The sequence below is a fragment of the Bradyrhizobium sp. 87 genome (assembly GCF_023073015.1).
Taxonomy (GTDB): Bacteria; Pseudomonadota; Alphaproteobacteria; order Rhizobiales; family Xanthobacteraceae; genus Bradyrhizobium; species Bradyrhizobium canariense_D.
In genome coordinates this window covers 60,349-80,923 of record NZ_JADPIQ010000018.1, presented here as the reverse complement: position 1 = coordinate 80,923, position 20,575 = coordinate 60,349, and the positions used below count along the sequence as shown (strand labels likewise).

Below are 20,575 nucleotides of genomic sequence, written 5' to 3'. Positions count from 1 at the left end.
GCGCTTCCTTCCTTCTCCCCCTGTGGGAGAAGGTGGCGCGAAGCGCCGGATGAGGGGTATCTCTCCGCGAACTCAACAGCGAGTTGGACTCGCGGAGACGACCCCTCACCCGGCTTCGCTTCGCGAATCCACCCTCTCCCGCAAGGGGAGAGGGTGCACCGTCAGCGCGGCGTCGCTACACCCTCACTTCTTCACCATCGCGCACGCCGGGTCGGGCGGACCGAACGCCTTGTCGCCCGAGATCGTGGTGAGGATCTTGTAATAGTCCCACGGATATTTGCTTTCCTCCGGCGTCTTCACCTGCACCAGCCACAGATCGTGCACCATCAGATTGTCTTCGCGTAAGCGGCCGTTGCGGGCGAAGAAATCCTCGATCGGCTTTTCCCGCATCTTGGCGGCCACCTTGAGCGGATCGTCGGTGCCGGTGTCCTTGATGGCGTTGAGATAGTGCATCACGCTCGAATAGACGCCGGCCTGCCACATCGACGGCATCTTGTTCATCTTGGCGAAGTAGCGCTTCGACCATTCGCGGGTCTTGTCGTCCAGGTCCCAATAGAACGATGTCGTCAGCAACAGCCCCTGGGCTGCCTGCAGGCCGAGGCCGTGGATGTCGGTGATCAGCGCCAGCAGCGCCGCCATCTGCTGGCCGCCCTTGAACACGCCGAATTCGGAGCCGGTCTTGATCTCGTTCATGTTGTTCGGCGGACCCGCCGCGATGCCGATGATCTTGGCCTTGGAGGCCTGCGCCTGCAGCACGAAGGAGGAGAGGTCGGGCGTCGCCAGCGGCGGCTTCACCGAGCCCAGCACCTTGCCGCCATTGGCGGTCACGACCGCCGAGGCGTCGCGCTCCAGCGAATGGCCGAAGGCATAATCGTCGGTGATGAAGAACCAGCTGTCGCCGCCGCGCTTGACCACCGCGTCCGCGGTGCCGACCGCGAGCGCGCGGGTGTCGAACACCCACTGGATCGCATAAGGCGAGCAGAACTTGCCGTGGAAATCCGCGGTGCCGGTGGAGTGGGTGATGAACAGCCGCTTCTTCTCGTTGGCCATGTTCTGCACCGCGAGCCCGACCGCGGAGACCGGCACGTCGACGATCAGATCGACCTGGTCGACGTCGTACCAGCGCCGCGCAATCGCGCCGCCGATATCGGCCTTGAGCTGGTGGTCGCCGACGACGATGCTGATCGGCTTGCCGAGCACGGTGCCGCCGAAATCGTCGATCGCCATCTGCGCCGCCGTCACCGAACCCTGGCCGGTCGGCGCCGAGGCCGGACCGTTCATGTCGGTGAGCACGCCGATCTTGACGACGTCGTCGGACACCTGCGCCATTGCGGCGCCCGGCAGCAGCGTCGCCGCCAGGAACGTCGCTGCAAAGCCGGCAGCGACCGGCAGTCCAAATCTCGTTGGCTTCATATTTGTCCTCCCCTGATCCGGCGCGTTGGCCGGTGTACCCCCGGGTATGGCCCGGCTGAATTGGTTTCTTTTGCAACTATTTGGGGGCGGGCGTCAACGTCAGGCGGCGAAGCGGATTTGTCCGGCCGGGGAGGGATCGTAGCCGGTCAGCTCCACGGCGCGCTGGAGCAACCGCTTTTCGCCGAGGAACCGGATCAGGCCCTGCATGGCGGGGCGGAAATAGCTGCGCCGCCGCATCGCGAGGTCGAAGTTCTCCCAGACCAGCGGCACGAAATCGAGGCCGGCCGAGCGCGCGGACGCACGCGTCGCGATGCCGCAATCGGCCTGTCCCGCGCGAACGATCTCGGCGAGATCCGGCCCGGTCAGGGCCGGCATCTCGATCCGGCGCAAATCGCGCGTCGAGGCGCCGGCGCGCCTGAGCAGCACATCGAGCAGCATCTGCGCGCCCGTGCCCTGCTGCCGCATCGCCATCCTGACCCCGAGCGCGAGCACGTCGGAAAGGCCGCGCAGCCGCTTGGGATTGCCCGGCGGCAGCACGAGACCCTGCTCGCGGCGCACGAACGCGACCAGCAATGCATCATGCAGGTCCGGAGCGTCACGCAGAGCCGTCGCATTGGCATCGGCGGCAAGATTGCCGTCGGCATCGAGGCTGTGGAAGTGCATTGCCACGGCCATCACCTCGTCCCGCTGCAAGCGCTCGAGCCCGCGCGCGCTGCCCTCGCTCATCGATCCCAGGCCCGAGCCGGATTCGCGCAGACTCCAATCCAGAAGCTCGTCCTGGCTGCCGCCGACGACCGGCGGCGGCTCCGCGATCAGCATGCCGGCCGGACGCGCCAGTCCGGACAGCACCCAGAGGTCGAGTTCGTGCCGCGGGAAGAGCCACTTTCCGGTCACCTTGGTGCAGGGGATCGCACCGGTGGTGACGAGTTCGTAAAGCTTGCGTTCGCCGAGCCGAAGATAGTCGGCGGCTTCGCTGGTCGTCAGGAATTCCATCCTGCATTCCTATGCAAATTCTTGCTTCTTTTTGACGTTCGACGCAGGTGGAATTCTGCATTTCAAGTTTTGTCAGCAAGGACCATGCCCGATCAACTCGCTGCTTTGCAACACATCCCCACGTGCGATCTCTGCTTTGGTGAACGATCCTGAATCGCTGGCGTGGGGCGTGCCTTGCGGCCAGTGGCGCGCGGCGCATTGCCGGAATTTCCCGACACTGCGGGCACAATGTGCAAACACGTCACGAGTGCGGCGCAATCGATCATCATCATGATCGCGTCATAGCCAGTGGGAACCCGATCATGGCCGTCCGCCGCCTCTCCGTTGCATTCGCGCTTCTCTGCGGCCTCGCCGCGAGCGTTGCGGCGTCATCCGCGGAAGACCGCGCCATCGTCATGGCCACGACCACAGCGACGCAGGAGTCCGGCCTGCTCGACTATCTGCTGCCGATCTTCCGTGAGAAGACCGGCATCGAGGTGACGGTGATCGCGCGGCGCGCCGACGAGGTGCTCGAGGGGGCACGAAGGGGCGAAGTCGACGTCGTGCTGATGCATGCACGGCCGCAGGAGGAGAAATTCGTCGCCGACGGTTTTGCCGTGAAGCGCTTCGACGTGATGTACAACGACTATGTGCTGATCGGGCTGAAGAGCGATCCCGCCGGCGTGAAGGGCAAGGACATCGCGACTGCGCTGAAGGCGATCGAGGCCAAGGGCGTACCGTTCGTGACGCGCGGCGACCGCTCGGGCACCCATGCCGCGGAGCTCGCGCTCTGGATCGTCGCCGGCATCGACATCGCCCGCACCAAGGGCGCCTGGTATCGCGAAGCCAAGCAGGACATGGCCTCAGCCCTCGACGCAGCGCGCACGGCGAACGCCTATGTGCTGTCTGACCGTGGCAGCTGGATCGCTTTTCGGGATCGCGGCGATCTCGACATCGTCGTCGAAGGCGACAAGCGGTTGCTCAATCAGTATGGCGTGATGCTGGTGAACCCCGCGAAGTTTCCGAACGTCAAGAAGGAGTTGGGGCAAGACTTCGTCGACTGGCTGATCTCGCCGGACGGGCAGGCGGCGATCGCCGGATACCAGGTCGACGGACAACAGCTGTTCTTCCCCAATGCGGACAAGTCGGGCGGCTGACGGTCGCATCGCCGGCGGTTGCCAAACCGGGCGATGCATGGTCCACCATGACGAATGACCCAGCGCCTGCCGCCATCCCTGACGCCGCTCGACGCCGCGCTCGCCGCGTTGCTGACAGGGCTTGATCCGCTCGCGCCGGTGGAGTTGCCGCTGAGCGAAGCGGCCGGCTGCATCGCGGCCGGCAATCCGCTGCTCGCGGCTCGACCGTCTCGTGACGTCGCTGCCGCGGACGGCTGGGCGTTATGCGCCAATGATCTGGTCGGCGCGTCCTCCTATTCACCGCTGCCGCTGCCGACAGCGCCCGCCTGGGCCGATGCCGGCGACGCGATGCCGGCGGGATGCGACTGTGTGCTCGATGCTGACGCAGTCGAGGTGTCTGGTCCGCTCGCCCAGGTGTTGGCGGAGGGCGTGCCGGGGCAGGGCGTCAGGCGCGCAGGAAGCGACATCGACGGACGAACGCCTGCCGCCGCAGAGGGGTATCCGGTCGGTCCTGCCGCTCTTTTGCTCGCGCGCGCCGCCGGGCTGGACCGGCTGAGCGTGCGCCGTCCGCGGCTGCGCATTGTCAATGTATCAGGTGCAACGCTGACCATGCATTTGATCGCGGACATTGCTCGCGCCGCTGGACTGGATGTGCAGACGAGCGAGGCCGGCGCGCGAGACGCGGGATCGATCGCGGAGACGTTGGGGACGCCTACCTGCGATCTCCTGCTGACGATCGGCGGCAGCGGCGTCGGTCGCAAGGATGCCGCGGTCACGGCGCTGGCCCAGGGTGGTGACGTGATCGCCCATGGTCTTGCGCTCCAGCCCGGACGCACCGCCGCGATCGGGCGGCTGGGAACCATTCCTGTCGTCGGCTTGCCCGGATCGCCGGACCATGCGCTCGCGGTCTGGCTCGCGCTCGTGCTGCCGCTCGTCGACCTTCTGTCGGCGCGGCAGCCGCGCCGACAGATAGTCTTGCCGCTCGCGCGAAAAATTGCATCCAGCGTCGGCATCGCCGAAATGGTCCTGCTGGCCGAGGAACATCATGCGTGGGTGCCGCTTGCGGTAGGAGAATGGCCGCTCCAGGCAATGGCCCGTGCTGATGCATGGCTGCTTGTTCCCGCCGGCCACGAGGGATTTGCAGCGGGCGCGCCGGTCGATGCCTATCTGATGCGGGAATGATATGGGTTTAGCATGACCATGATCCCGCAATCGCAAGTCCGCAGCGCACTCGAACAGGAACAGTTCCTGAAAATCCTTTCCCGCGAGGAGGCCCTGGCACGCTTCGAGGCTGCGCTGTTCCCTCGCGCGATCCCAAGCGAAAGACGCAAGCTCGCAGCAGCGCTCGGCGCGTCGCTTGCTGAAGACATCACTGCGCCAATCGACGTGCCACCGTTCGACCGTTCCAACGTCGACGGCTTCGCGGTGCGCTCAGCGGACCTTGCGACAGCCGGCGAAGGTGCGCAAGTTCGCCTCGGGCTGAATGGCGAGACTATTCACTGCGGCACCGTACCCGCGCTGCAAGTGGCGGCGGGAACGGCAACGCCGATTGCCACCGGCGGTCCGCTGCCGCGCGGTGCCGATGCCGTGGTCATGGTCGAGCATACCCAGCCGGCGGGATCGGCCACCATCGACGTCCGTCGCGCCGCCTCGCCCGGGCAATTCATATCCTACGCAGGATCCGATATCGCGCGCGGCGAGGCGCTGCTGCGCGCCGGCACGATCGTGGGCTCGCGCGAGGTGGGCATGCTGGCGGCTTGCGGTCTTGCCGAGGTGAGCGTCGTGCGCAAACCTCGTGTGGCCGTGATCTCCACCGGCGACGAACTGGTTCCGCCCGGCGAGGTGCTCGCGCCTGCTGCGATTTACGATACCAACGGCGCGATCGTCACTGCTGCGATCGACGAGAACGGCGGAGAGGCGGTTTTCCTCGGCGCCATTCCCGACGACGAAGCTCAGCTCGAAGCCGCCATGCGGCGTGCGCTGGCGGACGCCGACATGCTGGTGCTCTCCGGCGGCACGTCGAAAGGCGCGGGCGACCTGTCCCATCGCATCATCGGTCGGCTCGGCCAGCCCGGCATCATCGCGCATGGCATTGCGCTCAAGCCCGGCAAGCCGCTGTGTCTTGCGGTGTGCGACGGCAAGCCGGTGGTGATCCTGCCGGGTTTTCCGACCTCGGCGATGTTCACCTTTCACGACATGATCGTACCGGTGCTGCGCAAAATGGCCGGACTGCCGCCGCGCTCCGATGCCAAGGTGAACGCGACCGTGCCGGTGCGCATTGCTTCCGAGCTCGGCCGCACCGAATTCGTCATGGTCTCGCTGGTCGAAGGCAAGGACGGCTTGATCGCTTATCCCTCAGGCAAGGGGTCCGGTGCGATCACGTCGTTCGCGCAGGCCGACGGTTTTCTGCGCATCGACGCACTCGCCGACCAGATGCCGGCCGGGACCGAAGCCGAGGTGACGCTGTTCACGCCGCATGTGCGGGTGCCCGATCTCGTCATCGTCGGCAGTCATTGCGCCGGCCTCGATCTCGTCACGGCGCAACTCGCGCATGCCGGGCTGACCGTGCGCTCGATCGCGGTCGGCAGTCTCGGCGGACTTGCGGCGGCGCGGCGCGGCGAATGCGATCTGGCGCCGATCCATCTGTTCGACGACAAGAGCGAGACCTACAATGCGCCTTACCTCGTCGAAGGTCTCGAACTCGTGCCGGGCTGGCGACGGATGCAGGGCATCGTGTTCCGCAAGGGCGACAAGCGTTTCGAAGGCCACAGCGCGAAGGACGCCGTCGTCGCGGCGCTCGCTGATCCCTCCTGCATCATGGTCAACCGCAACCAGGGCGCCGGCACGCGCATCCTGATCGACCGGTTGCTCGGTGGTGCGCGCCCGGAAGGCTACTGGAACCAGCCACGCTCGCACAACGCGGTGGCCGCGGCGGTCGCGCAGCATCGCGCCGACTGGGGCATGACCATTGCGCCGGTCGCCAAGGCGGTCGGCCTCGGTTTCATTCCGCTCGCGGAGGAGCATTATGACTTCGCGTTGGTGACGGCGCGGAAGCAGCGTCCGGCGGTGCGGGCCTTTCTCGATGCGCTCGGCTCGGACGAAGCGCGTGCCGCGCTGGAGCGGGCCGGATTCCGGCCGGCGTAGAGCTTGGTTAGGACGCCGCATCCAGTGCGGCGAGCCGCTCGGCTTCCGCGATATCCTCGACCGTATTGGCATTGAAGAACGGATCGAGCGGTTCGCTCGGCCACGTCACGGTCGCGAGCGGATAACGCGCGGTCCAGCGGTCGATCTTGCGGAGATCCTCGACCACCAGCGCGTGACGCAGTTCGTCTCGCAAGCCAACGCGCCACAAGCCTATCACCGGATGCGACTGGCCGCCCGACGCCGCAACGGCGAGCTCGGCATTCGCCGCGATGCGTTCGTCATGCAAGCGCGCGACCAGATGGCGCGGCAGGAATGGACAGTCGCCGGCGGCACTGAGCACCCATTCCACCTCAGGCCGGTTCGCCGCGGTCCAGTCGAGCGCGGCAAGGATGCCGGCGAGTGGACCGGGAAAGCCGGGCACGTCGTCGGCGACGACCTGCAAACCGAACGCGGCGAAGCGGGCGGGATCGCCGTTGGCATTGAGGATCAGCCCGCTGCATTGGGGTGATAGGCGCGCGATCACGCGTTCCAGAATGGTGCGGCCGCCAATAGTGCGCATCGGCTTGTCGCCGCCGCCCATGCGCCGCGCGAGGCCGCCGGCGAGCAGCACGCCTTGCGTGGTCGGACAGCTAATCGTCACCACCTTCACCCTTGCGCTTGTGCTTGGCCGATTCCTCCTCGACATAAGCGAGGTTCTGGTCGTAGACGATGCGCTCTTCCCCCGACAACGCGATGAAGCGTTTGCCGCGCGCGCGGCCGACCAGCGTCAAGCCCACCTGCCGGGCGAGATCGACGCCCCAGGCGGTGAAGCCGGAGCGCGACACCAGGATCGGAATTCCCATGCGGACCGTCTTGATCACCATCTCAGAGGTGAGCCGTCCCGTGGTATAGAGGATCTTGTCGGATGCATCGACGCCGTGGCGGTACATCCAGCCCGCGATCTTGTCGACGGCGTTGTGACGGCCGACATCCTCGGTGTAGCAGAGCGGCTCCCCCTCCCTGCACAGCACGCAGCCGTGGATCGCACCGGCCTCCAGATAGAGCGAGGGCATGGTGTTGATGGTCTGCGTCATCTGGTACAGCCAGGAGGTCCGCAGCTCCGCCTTCGGCAACGCCACGCTCTCGACCGCCTCCAGCAGATCGCCGAAGGCGGTGCCCTGCGCGCAGCCCGATGTCTGCGTGCGCTTCTTCAGCTTGGCTTCGAAATTGGTGTGATGCTCGGTGCGCACCACCACCACCTGGAGGTCGTCGTCGTATTCGACCTCGGTGACCGCGTCATTATACTTCAGCATGTTCTGGTTGAGCAAATAGCCCAGCGCCAGATATTCCGGATAGTCGCCGATCGTCATCATGGTGACGATCTCCTGCGAATTCAGGTAGAGCGTCAGCGGGCGCTCCACCGGCACCTTGATCTCGATTCTGGCGCCGGACTGGTCGGTCCCGGTCACGCTCTCGGTGAGGCGCGGGTCGTCGGTATCAGGGACGATCAGGGGCACTGGGGCTTTGTCGATCTTCATCATGGCCGCGACGTTAGCATGACATTCGGGTCAAGCCGATATAAGCGTGCTAGCGAAAGAACGAAATGCCGCCTTTTCGTCATTGCGAGCGAAGCGAAGCAATCCGGGCTGCCGCTGTGGATCCATTCCTAGATGCTTCGCTGCGCTCGCAATGACGGAGGAGAGAGTGGTTCCATCAAGGACCTGGTCGCTCGCGGAGACGGAGCTGGAATGAAAGTCATCGGCCTTGCGGGCTGGAGCGGTGCGGGCAAGACCACGCTGTTGACGCGGCTGATCCCGCATTTCAATGCGCTTGGCTTGCGCGTCTCGGTCATCAAGCATGCGCATCACCAGTTCGACGTCGACGTTCCCGGCAAGGACTCCTGGCGCCATCGTGAGGCCGGCGCGGCCGAGGTGCTGGTTGCTTCGTCAAATCGCTGGGCGCTGATGCACGAATTGCGCGGGGCGGCGGAGCCGCGACTGCCGGAACTGTTGAGCAAATTGTCAGCCGTCGACCTCGTCGTGGTCGAGGGTTTCAAGCGCGAGCCGCATCGCAAGATCGAGGTGCATCGCGCGGCCAACGACAAGCCGTTGCTGTTTCCCGATGATCCCGGAATTTACGGGATCGCGGCCGATGTCGCCATTGAAACGCGACTGCCGACCGTCCATCTCGACGATATCGCCGCTGCCGCGGAATTGCTGCTGCGCGCGGCGATGCCGGTCGAGGAAGCGGTCGCGAAAAGCGCTGCGATGCGCTGACGAGGCACCATGGCGCAATTGTCGGACGATTGTTTTGCCTTCGGCGGACCGATGATGTCGGTCGACGAGGCGGTTGGCCTGATCACGACGCGCGTCAACGCGATTGTCGATCTCGAAACCGTGAGGCTCATCGATGCTGATGGGCGGGTGCTGGCCCGCGATATCGCGGCGCCGCTGCCGTTGCCCCCCTTCACCAATTCCGCTGTTGACGGCTACGCCGTGCGCAACGCCGATCTTCCGGACAGCGCCGAGCGGGCACTCCCGCTCGACGGCCGCATCCAGGCCGGCGGTCTGGCACTAGCGCCGATCAAGGCCGGCCACACCGCGCGCATCTTCACCGGCGCGCCGATGCCGCCGGATGCCGAAACCGTCTTCATGCAGGAAGACGTCCGCGTCGATGACGCCGGCCGAATTGTGCTGCCGCCGGGGCTGAAGCCGGGCGCGAATGTCCGCCCTGCGGGAGAGGACATCCCCCAGGGCCACATCGCGCTGCGCGCAGGCCAGCGCTTGCTGCCGCAACATGTCGCGCTCGCGGCGGCGTTCGGCCTGGTCGGGCTCGACGTCGTCAGGCGCATCCGTGTCGCGGTGTTCTCGACCGGTGACGAATTGACCTCGCCCGGCGAGCCGCGCGCGGCCTCGCAGCTGTTCGACTCCAACCGCTTCATGCTGATGGCGATGCTGCGCCGGCTCGGCTGCGAGGTCAGCGATCTCGGCATTTTGCGCGACGAACGTACCTCGCTTGCGAATGGCCTCAAGCAAGTCGCAGGCACGCACGATCTGATCCTCACCACCGGCGGCGTCTCGACCGGAGAGGAGGACCACGTCAAGGCCGCGGTCGAAAGCATCGGCTCGCTGGTGTTGTGGCGGATGGCGATCAAGCCGGGACGGCCCGTGGCGATGGGCATCATCGAGGGCACGCCGCTGATCGGATTGCCGGGCAATCCCGTCGCGAGTTTCGTCACCTTCGTGCATGTGGTGCGGCCGACGGTGCTCGCGCTTGCGGGGAGCCTGCCGGCGCCGCTGTTGCCGATCCCGGTGCGCGCGGCATTCACCTACAAGAAGAAGGCGGGCCGACGCGAATATGTTCGCGCCTCCTTGCGGCGCACGCAGGACGGCGCATTCGAGGCAATCAAGTTTCCACGCGAGGGGGCTGGGCTGTTGTCCTCTCTGATCGACACCGACGGCCTCATCGAGCTCGATGAGGAGGTCACGCGTGTCGAGCCGGGGCAGAGCGTGGGTTTCTTGTCCTATGCCGATTTGCTCTGAGTCTGAACGTGATGTTGGCGCTGGCTCGGCGTTGACGCCATCGGTCGCTCCCGCCATGTTGCGCCGATGACCAGAACGACGCTCGATCTCACCGGACTGAAATGCCCGCTGCCCGCCCTGAAGACGCGCAAAGCGCTGAAGCCGTTGCATCCGGGGGATCAGCTCGAAGTGTACTGCACCGATCCGCTGTCGGTGATTGACATTCCGAACCTGATCCGAGAGACCGGCGACACGGTGGAGATCACCGAGCGCAACGACGCGCGCATCGTGTTCTTGATTGAGAAGGCCGATCGATCGATAGAAAATATCAATGGTGCGCCGCCCACTTAGCTCGCGGTCACTCGGTTGATACCTACCTTTTGTCTATCGACATCGATCATCACTTCTGCCCCAATTGACGTCCTCCGCCGAGACGCGGAGGTCGAGTCGTGCCTGCGATATGCGGAGCAAATGGGCCGTCGAAAGAAGCCCGGCCGTGGCGTCGGGCATAGTCCCCACGGTTAGGGGTTAACGTCTCGGATGCGCGTGACGATCCTGGCGCGCGTCGATCATTGTGCGGAGCAGCAGGGACAAGGGCTGCGCTGCAGGCTGAGGAACAGGACCGTCGTGGCAGGCCGTTCAGAAGGGCGGCTTTAGGGGAGGAATGCATGTCTACCATCGAGAGCGCTGGAACACTTTCGGGTGCCGGCGCAGGTTTTCTGGATCGCGAGCGGACCATCGCGACCGCCGGGTTCAATCGCTGGCTGGTGCCGCCGGCTGCGCTGTGCATCCATCTCTGTATCGGCATGGCCTACGGCTTCTCGGTCTTCTGGTTGCCGCTGTCGCGCGCGATCGGAGTTACCGCGCCGAAGGCGTGCGCGGACATGTCACTGTTTCAGGAGCTGTTCACGACCAGCTGCGACTGGAAGGTCGCCAGCATGGGGTGGATGTACACGCTCTTTTTCGTGCTGCTCGGTATCGCGGCTGCGGTCTGGGGCGGCTGGCTGGAGCGCGTAGGCCCGCGCAAGGCCGGCTTCGTCTCGGCCTTGTGCTGGTGCGGCGGCCTCTTCCTCGGTGCGATCGGGGTATACACCCATCAGCTCTGGCTGTTGTGGCTGGGTTCGGGCGTGATCGGCGGCATCGGTCTCGGTCTTGGCTATATCTCGCCGGTCTCGACGCTCGTGAAGTGGTTCCCGGACCGTCGCGGCATGGCGACCGGCATGGCCATCATGGGTTTCGGCGGCGGCGCCATGATCGGCGCGCCGCTGGCTAACCTCTTGATGAACTACTTCAAGACCCCGACCTCGGTCGGCGTCTGGGAGACCTTCGTCACGATGGGCGTCATCTACTTCGTGTTCATGATGATCGGCGCGTTCCGCTATCGCTTGCCGCCGCCCGGCTGGCAGCCCGAGGGCTGGACCGCGCCGTCGAAGGCCAACGCGATGATCTCGAAGGCCAACGTCCATCTCAACGATGCGCACAAGACGCCGCAATTCTGGCTGATCTGGTGGGTGCTGTGCCTGAACGTGTCGGCCGGCATCGGTGTGATCGGCATGGCATCGCCGATGCTGCAGGAGATCTTCGCCGGCAAGCTGATCGGCCTGCCGGAGGTGGGCTTCAACGCGCTCGATGCGGGGCAGAAGGCGCAGATCGCCGCGATCGCCGCGGGCTTCGCCGGATTGCTGTCGCTGTTCAACATCGGCGGCCGCTTCTTCTGGGCATCGCTGTCGGACAAGATCGGGCGCAAGAACACCTACTATACGTTCTTCATCCTGGGCATCGTGCTCTACGCGCTGGCGCCGACCTTTGCGGCGATGGGTTCGAAGCTCCTGTTCGTGCTTGGCTTCGGCATCATCCTATCGATGTATGGCGGCGGCTTCGCCACCGTGCCGGCTTACCTCGCCGACATGTTCGGAACCCAGTTCGTCGGCGCCATCCATGGCCGGCTGCTGACGGCGTGGTCCACCGCAGGCATCATCGGTCCCGTCGTCGTCAACTACATCCGCGAGTTCCAGCTCGCGGCAGGCGTGCCGCGCGATCAGCTCTACAACACGACTATGTACATCCTCTGTGCGATGCTGATTGCGGGCTTGATCTGCAACTATCTGATCAAGCCGGTCGATTCGAAGTGGCACATGAAGGACGCCGATGTCGCCAAGTTGCAGGCTGCAAGCGCCAGCGCCGCCGCCGCGGGGCCGCACGGCTCCTACGGCATCGGATTTGGCGGGCTTGACGCCAAGGCGGCGCTGTTCTGGGCGTTCGTCGGCGTCCCCCTGCTTTGGGGTGTTTGGAAGACATTGGAGAGCGCGGTCAAGATCTTCTGACCGTCGTCGAGACAGAAGCGGGATGCTCATCAGGCGTCCCGCTTCGTTGGCCTTTCGGACATCATCAGAAATGGGACTTAGGGGGATTGAAATGATTCGCACCCGAATTTGCCTTCGAATTTGCCTCGCGGCCGTGTTGCTCGTCGCTGGCCTTCATGCCGCATCCGCGCAGACGGCGACGCCGCCGGCGGCGCCTGCTGCAGCGACGCAAGCCAAACCTGGCAAGATGAAGCTCACCATGCAGAAGCTGAAAGACATGAAGGCGAAATGGGCAACCAACAAGCCGAAGCTGAAAGCCTGCCGCGCCGACGTGAAGTCCAAGGGCCTCGCCGGCGACGATCGCTGGTTCTACATTGAAGAGTGCATGAGCAAGACTTGAGATCGGGTTCCATCCGACGCTTGCGCAAAAGGGCACGGCGGGCGACCGCCTGCCTCCTAAATCATTCTAGAGACGCTCTAAATTCTCTTGCATCTGGCATACCAGAGATTAGAGTTGCGTCGAATTTGGCTTGATCGGCGGGACGCAGGAACCGGTGGTTCCGTTTGATCGAGTCGGGAAATGAAGACTGATCGCCTTGGCGGTCCGGTCCAAACTCATCACGCATTTGAAGAGAACGCGACGTCTCCATGAGCAGCAACGACGACGTTCACAAGGTTCGCGAGTTCGAACATCCCGGCCAGGGACGGAAGCGCGCCAAATCCACACCCAAGGGACGGCAGGTCGATCCCACCGCCTCTCATGAGATCGCGCAGTTGCTCGGCGACCGACCGCGGCGTCGCGACCTGTTGATCGAATATCTGCACCTGATCCAGGATCAGTACCGCCAGATCTCGGCCGCGCATCTCGCCGCGCTCGCCGACGAGATGAAGCTCGCGTTCGCCGAAGTGTTCGAGACCGCGACCTTCTATGCGCATTTCGACGTGGTAAAGGAAGGCGAGCCCGATATCGCGCCGCTGACGATCCGCGTCTGCGATTCGCTGACCTGCGCGATGCTCGGCGGAGAGAAGCTGCTCGCGGATTTGCAAGACGCGTCAGGTCCCGGCATCCGCGTGGTGCGTGCGCCCTGCGTCGGCCGCTGCGATACGGCGCCTGCCGCGGAAGTCGGACACAACTTTGTTGACCATGCGACGGTGGCCAATGTCATGGCGGCGGCGAAGGCTGGCGATACCCACGCGCATCTGCCCAACTATATCGGCTATGAAGCCTATGTCGCCGGCGGCGGCTACAAGCTGCTCAATCGCCTGTGCTCGGGCGAACTACCGACGGACGACCTGCTGAAGGCGCTCGACGACGCCTCGTTGCGCGGTCTCGGCGGCGCCGGCTTCCCGACGGGACGTAAATGGCGCGCGGTGCTTGGTGAACCCGGCCCGCGCCTGATGGCGATCAACGGCGACGAGGGCGAGCCCGGCACGTTCAAGGATCGCGTCTATCTCGAGAGCGATCCGCACCGTTTCCTCGACGGCATGCTGATCGGTGCGCACGTGGTGCAGGCCTCGGATATCTACATCTACCTGCGCGACGAATATCCGGCCTCGCGCGAAATCCTCGAACGTGAGATCGCGAAGCTGCCGCCGGGCGGTCCGACGCTGCACATGCGCCGCGGCGCTGGCGCCTATATCTGCGGCGAGGAATCCTCGCTGCTGGAAAGCATCGAGGGCAAGCGCGGCTTACCCAGGCACAAGCCGCCTTATCCATTCCAAGTCGGTCTGTTCGGCCTGCCGACGTTGATCAACAATATCGAGACCTTGTGGTGGGTGCGCGACATCATCGAGAAGGGCGCCGACTGGTGGAAGGGCCACGGCCGGCATGAGCGGCACGGCCTGCGCAGCTTCTCGGTTTCGGGCCGCGTCAAGAATCCCGGCATGAAGCTCGCGCCTGCTGGCATCACCGTGCGCGAGTTGATCGACGAATATTGCGGCGGCATGGCCGATGGCCATCAGTTCTACGCGTACCTCCCGGGTGGTGCGTCCGGCGGCATCCTGCCGGCGGCGATGGACGACATCCCGCTCGATTTCGGCACGCTTGAAAAATACGGCTGCTTCATCGGCTCTGCCGCGATCGTGATCCTGTCGCAAAAGGACAGCGTGCGCGCGGCCGCATTGAACCTGATGAAGTTCTTCGAGGACGAGAGCTGCGGCCAGTGCACGCCGTGTCGCGTCGGAACCCAGAAGGCCGCGCTGCTGATGCAGCAACCGGTCTGGAACCGCGCTCTCCTGGACGAATTGAGCCAGGCGATGCGCGATGCCTCGATCTGCGGGCTCGGACAGGCGGCATCGAATCCGCTTGCCTCCGTGATTAAATATTTCCCTGACGAGTTCAAGGAAGCGGCCGAATGACGAAGATTACGTTCGAGCTCGACGGCAAGCAGGTCGAGGCCAATGCAGGCGAGACGATCTGGCAAGTCGCAAAACGCCAGGGTCGCGAGATTCCGCATCTGTGCTACTCGCCCGCGCCGGATTATCGCCCCGACGGCAATTGCCGCGCCTGCATGGTCGAGATCGAGGGCGAGCGCGTGCTCGCGGCCTCCTGCAAGCGCACGCCATCGGTCGGCATGAAGGTGAAGACCGAGAGCGCGCGCGCGGTTTCCGCGCAAAAAATGGTCATGGAGCTGCTGGTCGCCGACCAGCCGGCGCGCGAGACCTCGCACGATCCGGACTCCAAATTCTGGCACTGGGCCGAAACCACTGGGGTCACCGAGAGTCGCTTCCCCGCCGCCGAGCGTTGGGCGACCGACGCCAGCCATCCGGCCATGCGCGTCAATCTTGACGCCTGTATCCAGTGCGGCCTGTGCGTGCGCGCCTGCCGCGAGGTCCAGGTCAACGACGTCATCGGCATGGCCTATCGTAGTCACGGCTCGAAAATCGTGTTCGATTTCGACGATCCGATGGGCGAGTCCACCTGCGTCGCCTGCGGCGAATGTGTGCAGGCCTGTCCGACCGGGGCCCTGATGCCGGCCGTAATGCTGGACGAGAAGCAGACCCGTGTCGTCTATGCCGACAAGAAGGTGGATTCGCTCTGCCCGTTCTGCGGCGTTGGTTGCCAGGTGACCTATGAGGTCAAGGACGAGAAGGTGATCTATGCCGAGGGCCGTGACGGCCCCGCCAACCGCAACCGCCTTTGCGTCAAGGGCCGCTTCGGCTTCGACTACATCCATCATCCGCATCGCCTGACCAAGCCGCTGGTGCGGCTACCGAACGCGAAGAAGGATTCCAACGACCAGGTTGATCCGGCCAATCCGTTCACGCATTTCCGCGAAGCGAGCTGGGAAGAAGCGCTCGACATCGCGGCCAAAGGCCTGGTCAAGATCCGCGACGAGAAGGGCGTGAAGGCGCTGGCCGGCTTCGGTTCGGCGAAGGGCTCCAACGAGGAGGCCTATCTGTTCCAGAAGCTGGTGCGCACCGGCTTCGGCTCGAACAATGTCGACCATTGCACCCGTCTGTGCCACGCCTCGTCGGTCGCGGCGCTGTTCGAAGGTCTGAGCTCGGGCGCCGTGTCGGCGCCGTTCTCGGCTGCGATGGACGCCGAGGTCATCATCGTGATCGGCGCCAATCCGACCGTGAATCATCCAGTCGCCGCGACCTTCATCAAGAACGCGGTCAAGCAGTACGGCGCAAAGCTGTTCGTCATGGACCCGCGCCGGCAGACGCTGTCGCGCCATGCGACCAAGCATCTGCAGTTCAAGCCGGGCTCCGACGTCGCCATGCTGAACGCGATGATCCACACGATCATCACCGAAGGGCTGACCGACGATCAGTACATCGCCGGCTACACCGAGGGGTTCGAGGAGCTCAAGGAGAAGATCAAGGAGTTCACACCGGAGAAGATGGAGCCGATCTGCGGTGTCCCGGCGCAGACCCTGCGCGAGGTCGCGCGAACCTATGCGCGGGCAAAATCGTCGATCATCTTCTGGGGCATGGGCATCAGCCAGCATGTCCACGGCACCGACAATGCGCGTTGCCTGATTGCGCTGGCGCTGATCACCGGCCAGGTCGGGCGTCCCGGCACCGGCCTGCATCCGCTGCGCGGCCAGAACAACGTGCAGGGCGCTTCCGATGCCGGTCTGATCCCGATGTTCCTGCCGGATTATCAGCCGGTCGGCCGCGACGACATGCGCGGCGCCTTCGAGAAGCTGTGGGGCCAGGATCTCGATCCCGTGCGCGGTCTGACCGTGGTCGAGATCATGAACGCGATCCATGCCGGCGAGATCAAGGGCATGTATATCGAGGGCGAAAACCCAGCGATGTCCGACCCCGATCTCCAGCATGCGCGCCAGGCGCTTGCCATGCTCGACCATCTCGTGGTGCAGGATCTCTTCGTCACGGAGACCGCGTTCCACGCCGACGTCATCCTGCCGGCCTCGGCGTTTGCCGAAAAGGAAGGCTCCTTCACCAACACCGATCGCCGCGTGCAGCTCGCACGCCAGGTGATCAAGCCGCCGGGCGATGCGCGGCAGGATCTCTGGATCATCCAGGAGATCGGCAAGCGCATGGGGCTGCCGTGGAATTATGCCGGTCCCGGCGAGGTCTTCACCGAGATGGCGGAGTTGATGCCGTCGCTGAAGAACATCACCTGGGAGCGGCTGGTGCGCGAAGGCGCGGTGACCTATCCCGTCGACGGTCCCGACGTGCCCGGCAACGAGATCATCTTCACCACGGGCTTCCCGACCGCCAGCGGCCGCGGCAAGATCGTTCCGGCTCACGTCATCCCGCCGGACGAGATCCCCGACACCGAATATCCGATGGTGCTCTCGACCGGCCGCGTGCTCGAGCATTGGCACACCGGCTCGATGACCCGCCGCGCGCAGGTGCTTGACCAGATCGAGCCCGAGGCGGTCGCGTTCATGTCGCCGAAGGACATGCACAGGAAGAAGCTCGCGCCGGGCGATTTCATCCGGCTCGAGACCCGCCGCGGCGCGGTCGAGGTCAAGGTCCGCTCCGACCGCGACGTGCCCGAGAACATGGTGTTCATGCCGTTCTGCTACGCTGAGGCGGCGGCCAATCTCCTGACCAACCCGGCGCTCGATCCGTTCGGCAAGATCCCGGAGTTCAAGTTCTGCGCGGCCAGGGCGGAGCGGGCCGAGATGCGCGACGCGGCGGAGTAGGCTGCGCGCTCGCCGGTTATTTGGCGGCACAATGCCTGCGGTGTCGTCCCGGCGAAGGCCGGGACCCACACCGCGAGGTGTCTCGTTAGCGGATGGTGGGCGTACCGAACGACGAGTCTTCTCCAAACTCCTCCCTGTGGTTATGGGTCCCGGCCTTCGCCGGGACGACGCTGAGGCTGTGGTGCATGTGTCCATCCGTGTCGCCGTCCCTTCGCTCCTCGCAGCGGCGGTGCTAGACATCGTCCATGTCCAAAGCCACCCCAGCCACACGCGCGCTCACGGCCGCCGGTGTTGCCTTCACTGTCCACACCTACGACTACGATCCCGACGCCGAGAGCATCGGCCTTCAGGCTGCATCCGCACTCGGCGAGGATCCCGCGCGCGTCTTGAAGACGCTGATGGCGCTGGTCGACGGCAAGCCGGTCTGCGTGATCGTCCCGTCCGATCAGGAAGTCTCGATGAAGAAGCTCGCCGCTGTTGTTAGCGGCAAGTCGGCGCAGATGATGAAGCCGCCTGAGGCCGAGCGCCTCACCGGCTACAAGGTTGGCGGCATCAGCCCATTCGGGCAGCGGAAGCCTGTGCGCACCGTGATCGAGCAGAGCGCGCTCGCGCATGATTACGTGTACGTGAATGGCGGTCAGCGCGGACTGCAGGTGCGGCTCAGTCCGGGCGATGTGCGGGACGTGTTGAAGGCGATCGTCGCGGAACTGGTCGCCTGAGGCGGCGCTCTGCTATTGTTTTTGCAACAGCTTCAGCCGACAGCGCAGCGCTTCGCGGATGTGTGTGCGCGCGAGCTGCTCCGCTTTGCCGCCGTCGCGAGCCGCGATGGCGTCGATGATGGCCTGGTGCTCGCCGTGGCTGGTCGACGGGCGACCGGATACGGTGAACGTGGTTGGACCGAGCAGGGCGATCCAGTCCTGCAATTCCCGCGAAGCGTTGTCGAGATAGCGGTTGCGCGCGGCGCGGCAGATCGCCTCGTGGAAGGCGCGGTTGAGCCGCGCCATCTCGGCGGGATCAGTCCCCGACGCTTCCACGAAGGTCTGCTCGATGTCCCTGAGCGCGTCGACCTCGGTCGCAGACGCGTGCTCGGCGGCAAGTCGGGCGGCGGAGCCCTCCATGATCTCGCGCATGGCGTAGAGCTCGAGCACCTCCGAGATGTCGAGGTTGCGTACGATCAGGCCGCGGCCGCCGGCAGGTTCGACGAACCCACGTGCCGCAAGCCGCCCGAGAGCTTCCCGCACCGGGGTGCGGCTGACCATCAGCCGCTGGGCGACCTCTTCCTCGCGCAGGCGGTCGCCGGCGCGGTAGCTGCCGGCCTGCAGCGCCTCGCAGAGCGAGCGGAACACTGCTTCGCCGAGCGCCACGCCGCCGCCGCGCGCGATCGAGCCGCCTGCTTTTGTCGGGCGTCTTGCCATGCATCCTCGTGCTCGCCACGCGCATCCTGCCCATGCAGGATGACGCTTGCCGGACATTCGTATATCTTTGTATACAAAGGTGCGCAATGACCAGTCGGATTGGCCGAGGCCGCCGGCGGGCAGAATGTCTCCAACTTCGTCGCATCGGGCAGACGGCATGAGCAGCAAATACGATGTGCTGGTGATCGGCGGCGGCAACGCGGCGCTGTGTGCGGCAATCAGCGCGCGACGCGGTGGGGCATCGGTGCTGGTACTCGAAGGCGCGCCAAAGTTCTATCGCGGCGGCAACACGCGCCACACCCGCAACATGCGTTGCGCACATGACGAGGCGACCGAAATCCTCACCGGCCCCTACACTGAGGAAGAGTTTTGGGAGGATCTCCTGCGCGTCACCGGCGGCGAGACCGACGAGGTGCTCGCCCGGCACATGATCCGCGAGTCCAAGGACATCTTGAACTGGATCGTGGAGCAGGGCGTGCGCTGGCAGCCCTCGCTCGGCGGCACGCTGGGCCTCGGCCGCACCAACTCATTCTTCCTCGGCGGCGGCCGCGCGATGTTGAACGCACTTTATCTCACCGCCGAGAAGCTCGGCGTCGAAATCGAATACGACGCCGAGGTTATCGACCTCATGATCGAAGACGGCATGTTTCTCGCCGCCCACCTCAGGCGGCCGATCAAGGGCGACACCGAGATCCGCGCGACGTCGCTGGTCGCCGCCGCCGGCGGATTCGAGGCCAACATCGAATGGCTGAAGCAATATTGGGGTGAGGCCGCCGACAATTTCCTGATCCGCGGTACCCGCTATAACCGCGGCTCGATCCTGAAGATGCTGCTCGCCAAGGGCGTGCAGGAGGTCGGCGACCCCACCCAGTGCCATGCGGTCGCGATCGACGCGCGCGCGCCGAAATTCGACGGCGGCATCATCACGCGGCACGATTCTGTCGTGTTTGGCATCGTCGTCAACAAGCACGCGCAGCGCTTCTATGATGAAGGTGAGGACATCTGGCCGAAGCGTTACGCGATCTGGGGCCGGCTGGTGGCCGCGCAGCCCGAACAGATCGCCTACATCATCTTCGACTCCACCGTGGTCACGAGCTTCATGCCGACGCTATTCCCGCCGATCGCAGGGCAGACGGTGGCTGAGCTTGCCGGCAAGCTCGAGCTCGATCCGGCCGCGCTGGAAAAGACGATCACCGAATTCAACGCCGCGGTGCAGCCCGGCACCTTCGACCACACCATTCTGGACGATTGCCGCACGGAAGGCATCACGCCGCCGAAGACGCATTGGGCACGGCGGATCGAGACACCGCCCTACCTTGCCTATCCGGTGCGGCCCGGCATCACCTTCACCTATCTCGGCACGCGCGTGACCGGGGAAGCGCGCATGCTGATGGCTGACGGCAAGCCGTCGGCCAACATGTTCGCGGCCGGCGAGATCATGGCCGGCAACGTGCTCGGCAAGGGCTATGCCGCCGGCATGGGCATGACCATCGGCAGCGTGTTCGGGCGGATCGCAGGACGGGAAGCGGCACGCCACGCGAAGAATTAGGCGGAAGAACAGACACGAGG

At 65.0% G+C, this 20,575-nt stretch carries 17 protein-coding genes; 12 read left to right on the top strand and 5 right to left on the bottom strand.

The features are described 5' to 3' along the window. Positions 1-183: 183 nt before the first annotated feature. Positions 184-1,413, bottom strand: coding sequence for an ABC transporter substrate-binding protein (locus tag IVB50_RS03870; protein ID WP_018456163.1), 1,230 nt, complete (start codon positions 1,411-1,413; stop codon positions 184-186). 99 nt (positions 1,414-1,512) lie between these two features. Further along, positions 1,513-2,406, bottom strand: a complete 894-nt coding sequence (locus IVB50_RS03865; RefSeq protein ID WP_247294553.1) for a helix-turn-helix transcriptional regulator — start codon at positions 2,404-2,406, stop codon at positions 1,513-1,515. A gap of 302 nt (positions 2,407-2,708) precedes the next feature. Between IVB50_RS03865 and IVB50_RS03860 the strand changes: the two genes are divergently transcribed. Genes IVB50_RS03860 through IVB50_RS03850 form a run of 3 tightly spaced genes read left to right on the top strand, consistent with a single transcriptional unit; the run spans position 2,709 to position 6,665 of the window. Beyond that, positions 2,709-3,542 carry a substrate-binding domain-containing protein gene (locus IVB50_RS03860; protein WP_247294551.1) on the top strand — a complete coding sequence of 278 codons (834 nt, stop codon included), beginning with the start codon at positions 2,709-2,711 and terminating at the stop codon, positions 3,540-3,542. A 54-nt stretch (positions 3,543-3,596) separates the two neighbouring features. Continuing rightward, entirely contained in the window at positions 3,597-4,703 is a 1,107-nt protein-coding gene (locus IVB50_RS03855; protein ID WP_085350466.1) for a molybdopterin-binding protein, read from the top strand. Positions 4,704-4,715: 12 nt separating this feature from the next. Continuing rightward, positions 4,716-6,665 carry a molybdopterin biosynthesis protein gene (locus IVB50_RS03850; protein WP_085350467.1) on the top strand — a complete coding sequence of 650 codons (1,950 nt, stop codon included), beginning with the start codon at positions 4,716-4,718 and terminating at the stop codon, positions 6,663-6,665. A gap of 7 nt (positions 6,666-6,672) precedes the next feature. Here the strand turns inward: IVB50_RS03850 and mobA are convergent, their stop codons facing one another. Continuing rightward, entirely contained in the window at positions 6,673-7,308 is a 636-nt protein-coding gene (gene mobA, locus IVB50_RS03845; protein WP_039799641.1) for a molybdenum cofactor guanylyltransferase MobA, read from the bottom strand. Continuing rightward, positions 7,295-8,185 (bottom strand): formate dehydrogenase accessory sulfurtransferase FdhD, encoded by an 891-nt coding sequence (gene fdhD, locus IVB50_RS03840; protein WP_018456157.1) that lies wholly within the window; start codon positions 8,183-8,185, stop codon positions 7,295-7,297. Before fdhD ends, mobA begins: the two co-directional genes overlap by 14 nt. A 207-nt stretch (positions 8,186-8,392) precedes the next feature. Here fdhD and mobB point away from each other — a divergent pair, with 207 nt between their 5' ends. The 8 genes from mobB (at position 8,393) to ybaK (ending at position 18,310) form a co-directional block, all read left to right on the top strand. Continuing rightward, a complete protein-coding gene (gene mobB, locus IVB50_RS03835; RefSeq protein WP_085350470.1) occupies positions 8,393-8,920 on the top strand; it encodes a molybdopterin-guanine dinucleotide biosynthesis protein B in 528 nt (175 codons plus the stop codon). Between the two features lie 9 nt (positions 8,921-8,929). Further along, a complete protein-coding gene (gene glp, locus IVB50_RS03830) occupies positions 8,930-10,186 on the top strand; it encodes a gephyrin-like molybdotransferase Glp (protein WP_085350471.1) in 1,257 nt (418 codons plus the stop codon). Positions 10,187-10,252: 66 nt separating this feature from the next. Beyond that, complete coding sequence (locus IVB50_RS03825; RefSeq protein ID WP_018456154.1) at positions 10,253-10,516, top strand: sulfurtransferase TusA family protein; 264 nt, start codon at positions 10,253-10,255, stop codon at positions 10,514-10,516. Between the two features lie 317 nt (positions 10,517-10,833). Further along, a complete protein-coding gene (locus IVB50_RS03820) occupies positions 10,834-12,489 on the top strand; it encodes an OFA family MFS transporter (protein WP_018456153.1) in 1,656 nt (551 codons plus the stop codon). 91 nt (positions 12,490-12,580) lie between these two features. After that, positions 12,581-12,868 carry a hypothetical protein gene (locus IVB50_RS03815; RefSeq protein ID WP_026233096.1) on the top strand — a complete coding sequence of 96 codons (288 nt, stop codon included), beginning with the start codon at positions 12,581-12,583 and terminating at the stop codon, positions 12,866-12,868. 248 nt (positions 12,869-13,116) lie between these two features. Next, a complete protein-coding gene (locus IVB50_RS03810; RefSeq protein ID WP_247294548.1) occupies positions 13,117-14,826 on the top strand; it encodes an NADH-ubiquinone oxidoreductase-F iron-sulfur binding region domain-containing protein in 1,710 nt (569 codons plus the stop codon). Next, positions 14,823-17,591: a formate dehydrogenase subunit alpha gene (gene fdhF, locus IVB50_RS03805; RefSeq protein ID WP_085350473.1), complete on the top strand. Its 2,769-nt coding sequence runs from the start codon at positions 14,823-14,825 to the stop codon at positions 17,589-17,591. Before IVB50_RS03810 ends, fdhF begins: the two co-directional genes overlap by 4 nt. Before the next feature lie 245 nt (positions 17,592-17,836). After that, entirely contained in the window at positions 17,837-18,310 is a 474-nt protein-coding gene (gene ybaK / locus IVB50_RS03800) for a Cys-tRNA(Pro) deacylase (RefSeq protein WP_085350047.1), read from the top strand. Between the two features lie 12 nt (positions 18,311-18,322). Here the strand turns inward: ybaK and IVB50_RS03795 are convergent, their stop codons facing one another. Next, complete coding sequence (locus tag IVB50_RS03795) at positions 18,323-19,006, bottom strand: GntR family transcriptional regulator (RefSeq protein WP_085359772.1); 684 nt, start codon at positions 19,004-19,006, stop codon at positions 18,323-18,325. 157 nt (positions 19,007-19,163) lie between these two features. Between IVB50_RS03795 and tcuA the strand changes: the two genes are divergently transcribed. Then, entirely contained in the window at positions 19,164-20,555 is a 1,392-nt protein-coding gene (tcuA, locus tag IVB50_RS03790; protein WP_247294546.1) for an FAD-dependent tricarballylate dehydrogenase TcuA, read from the top strand. Positions 20,556-20,575: the final 20 nt, after the last annotated feature.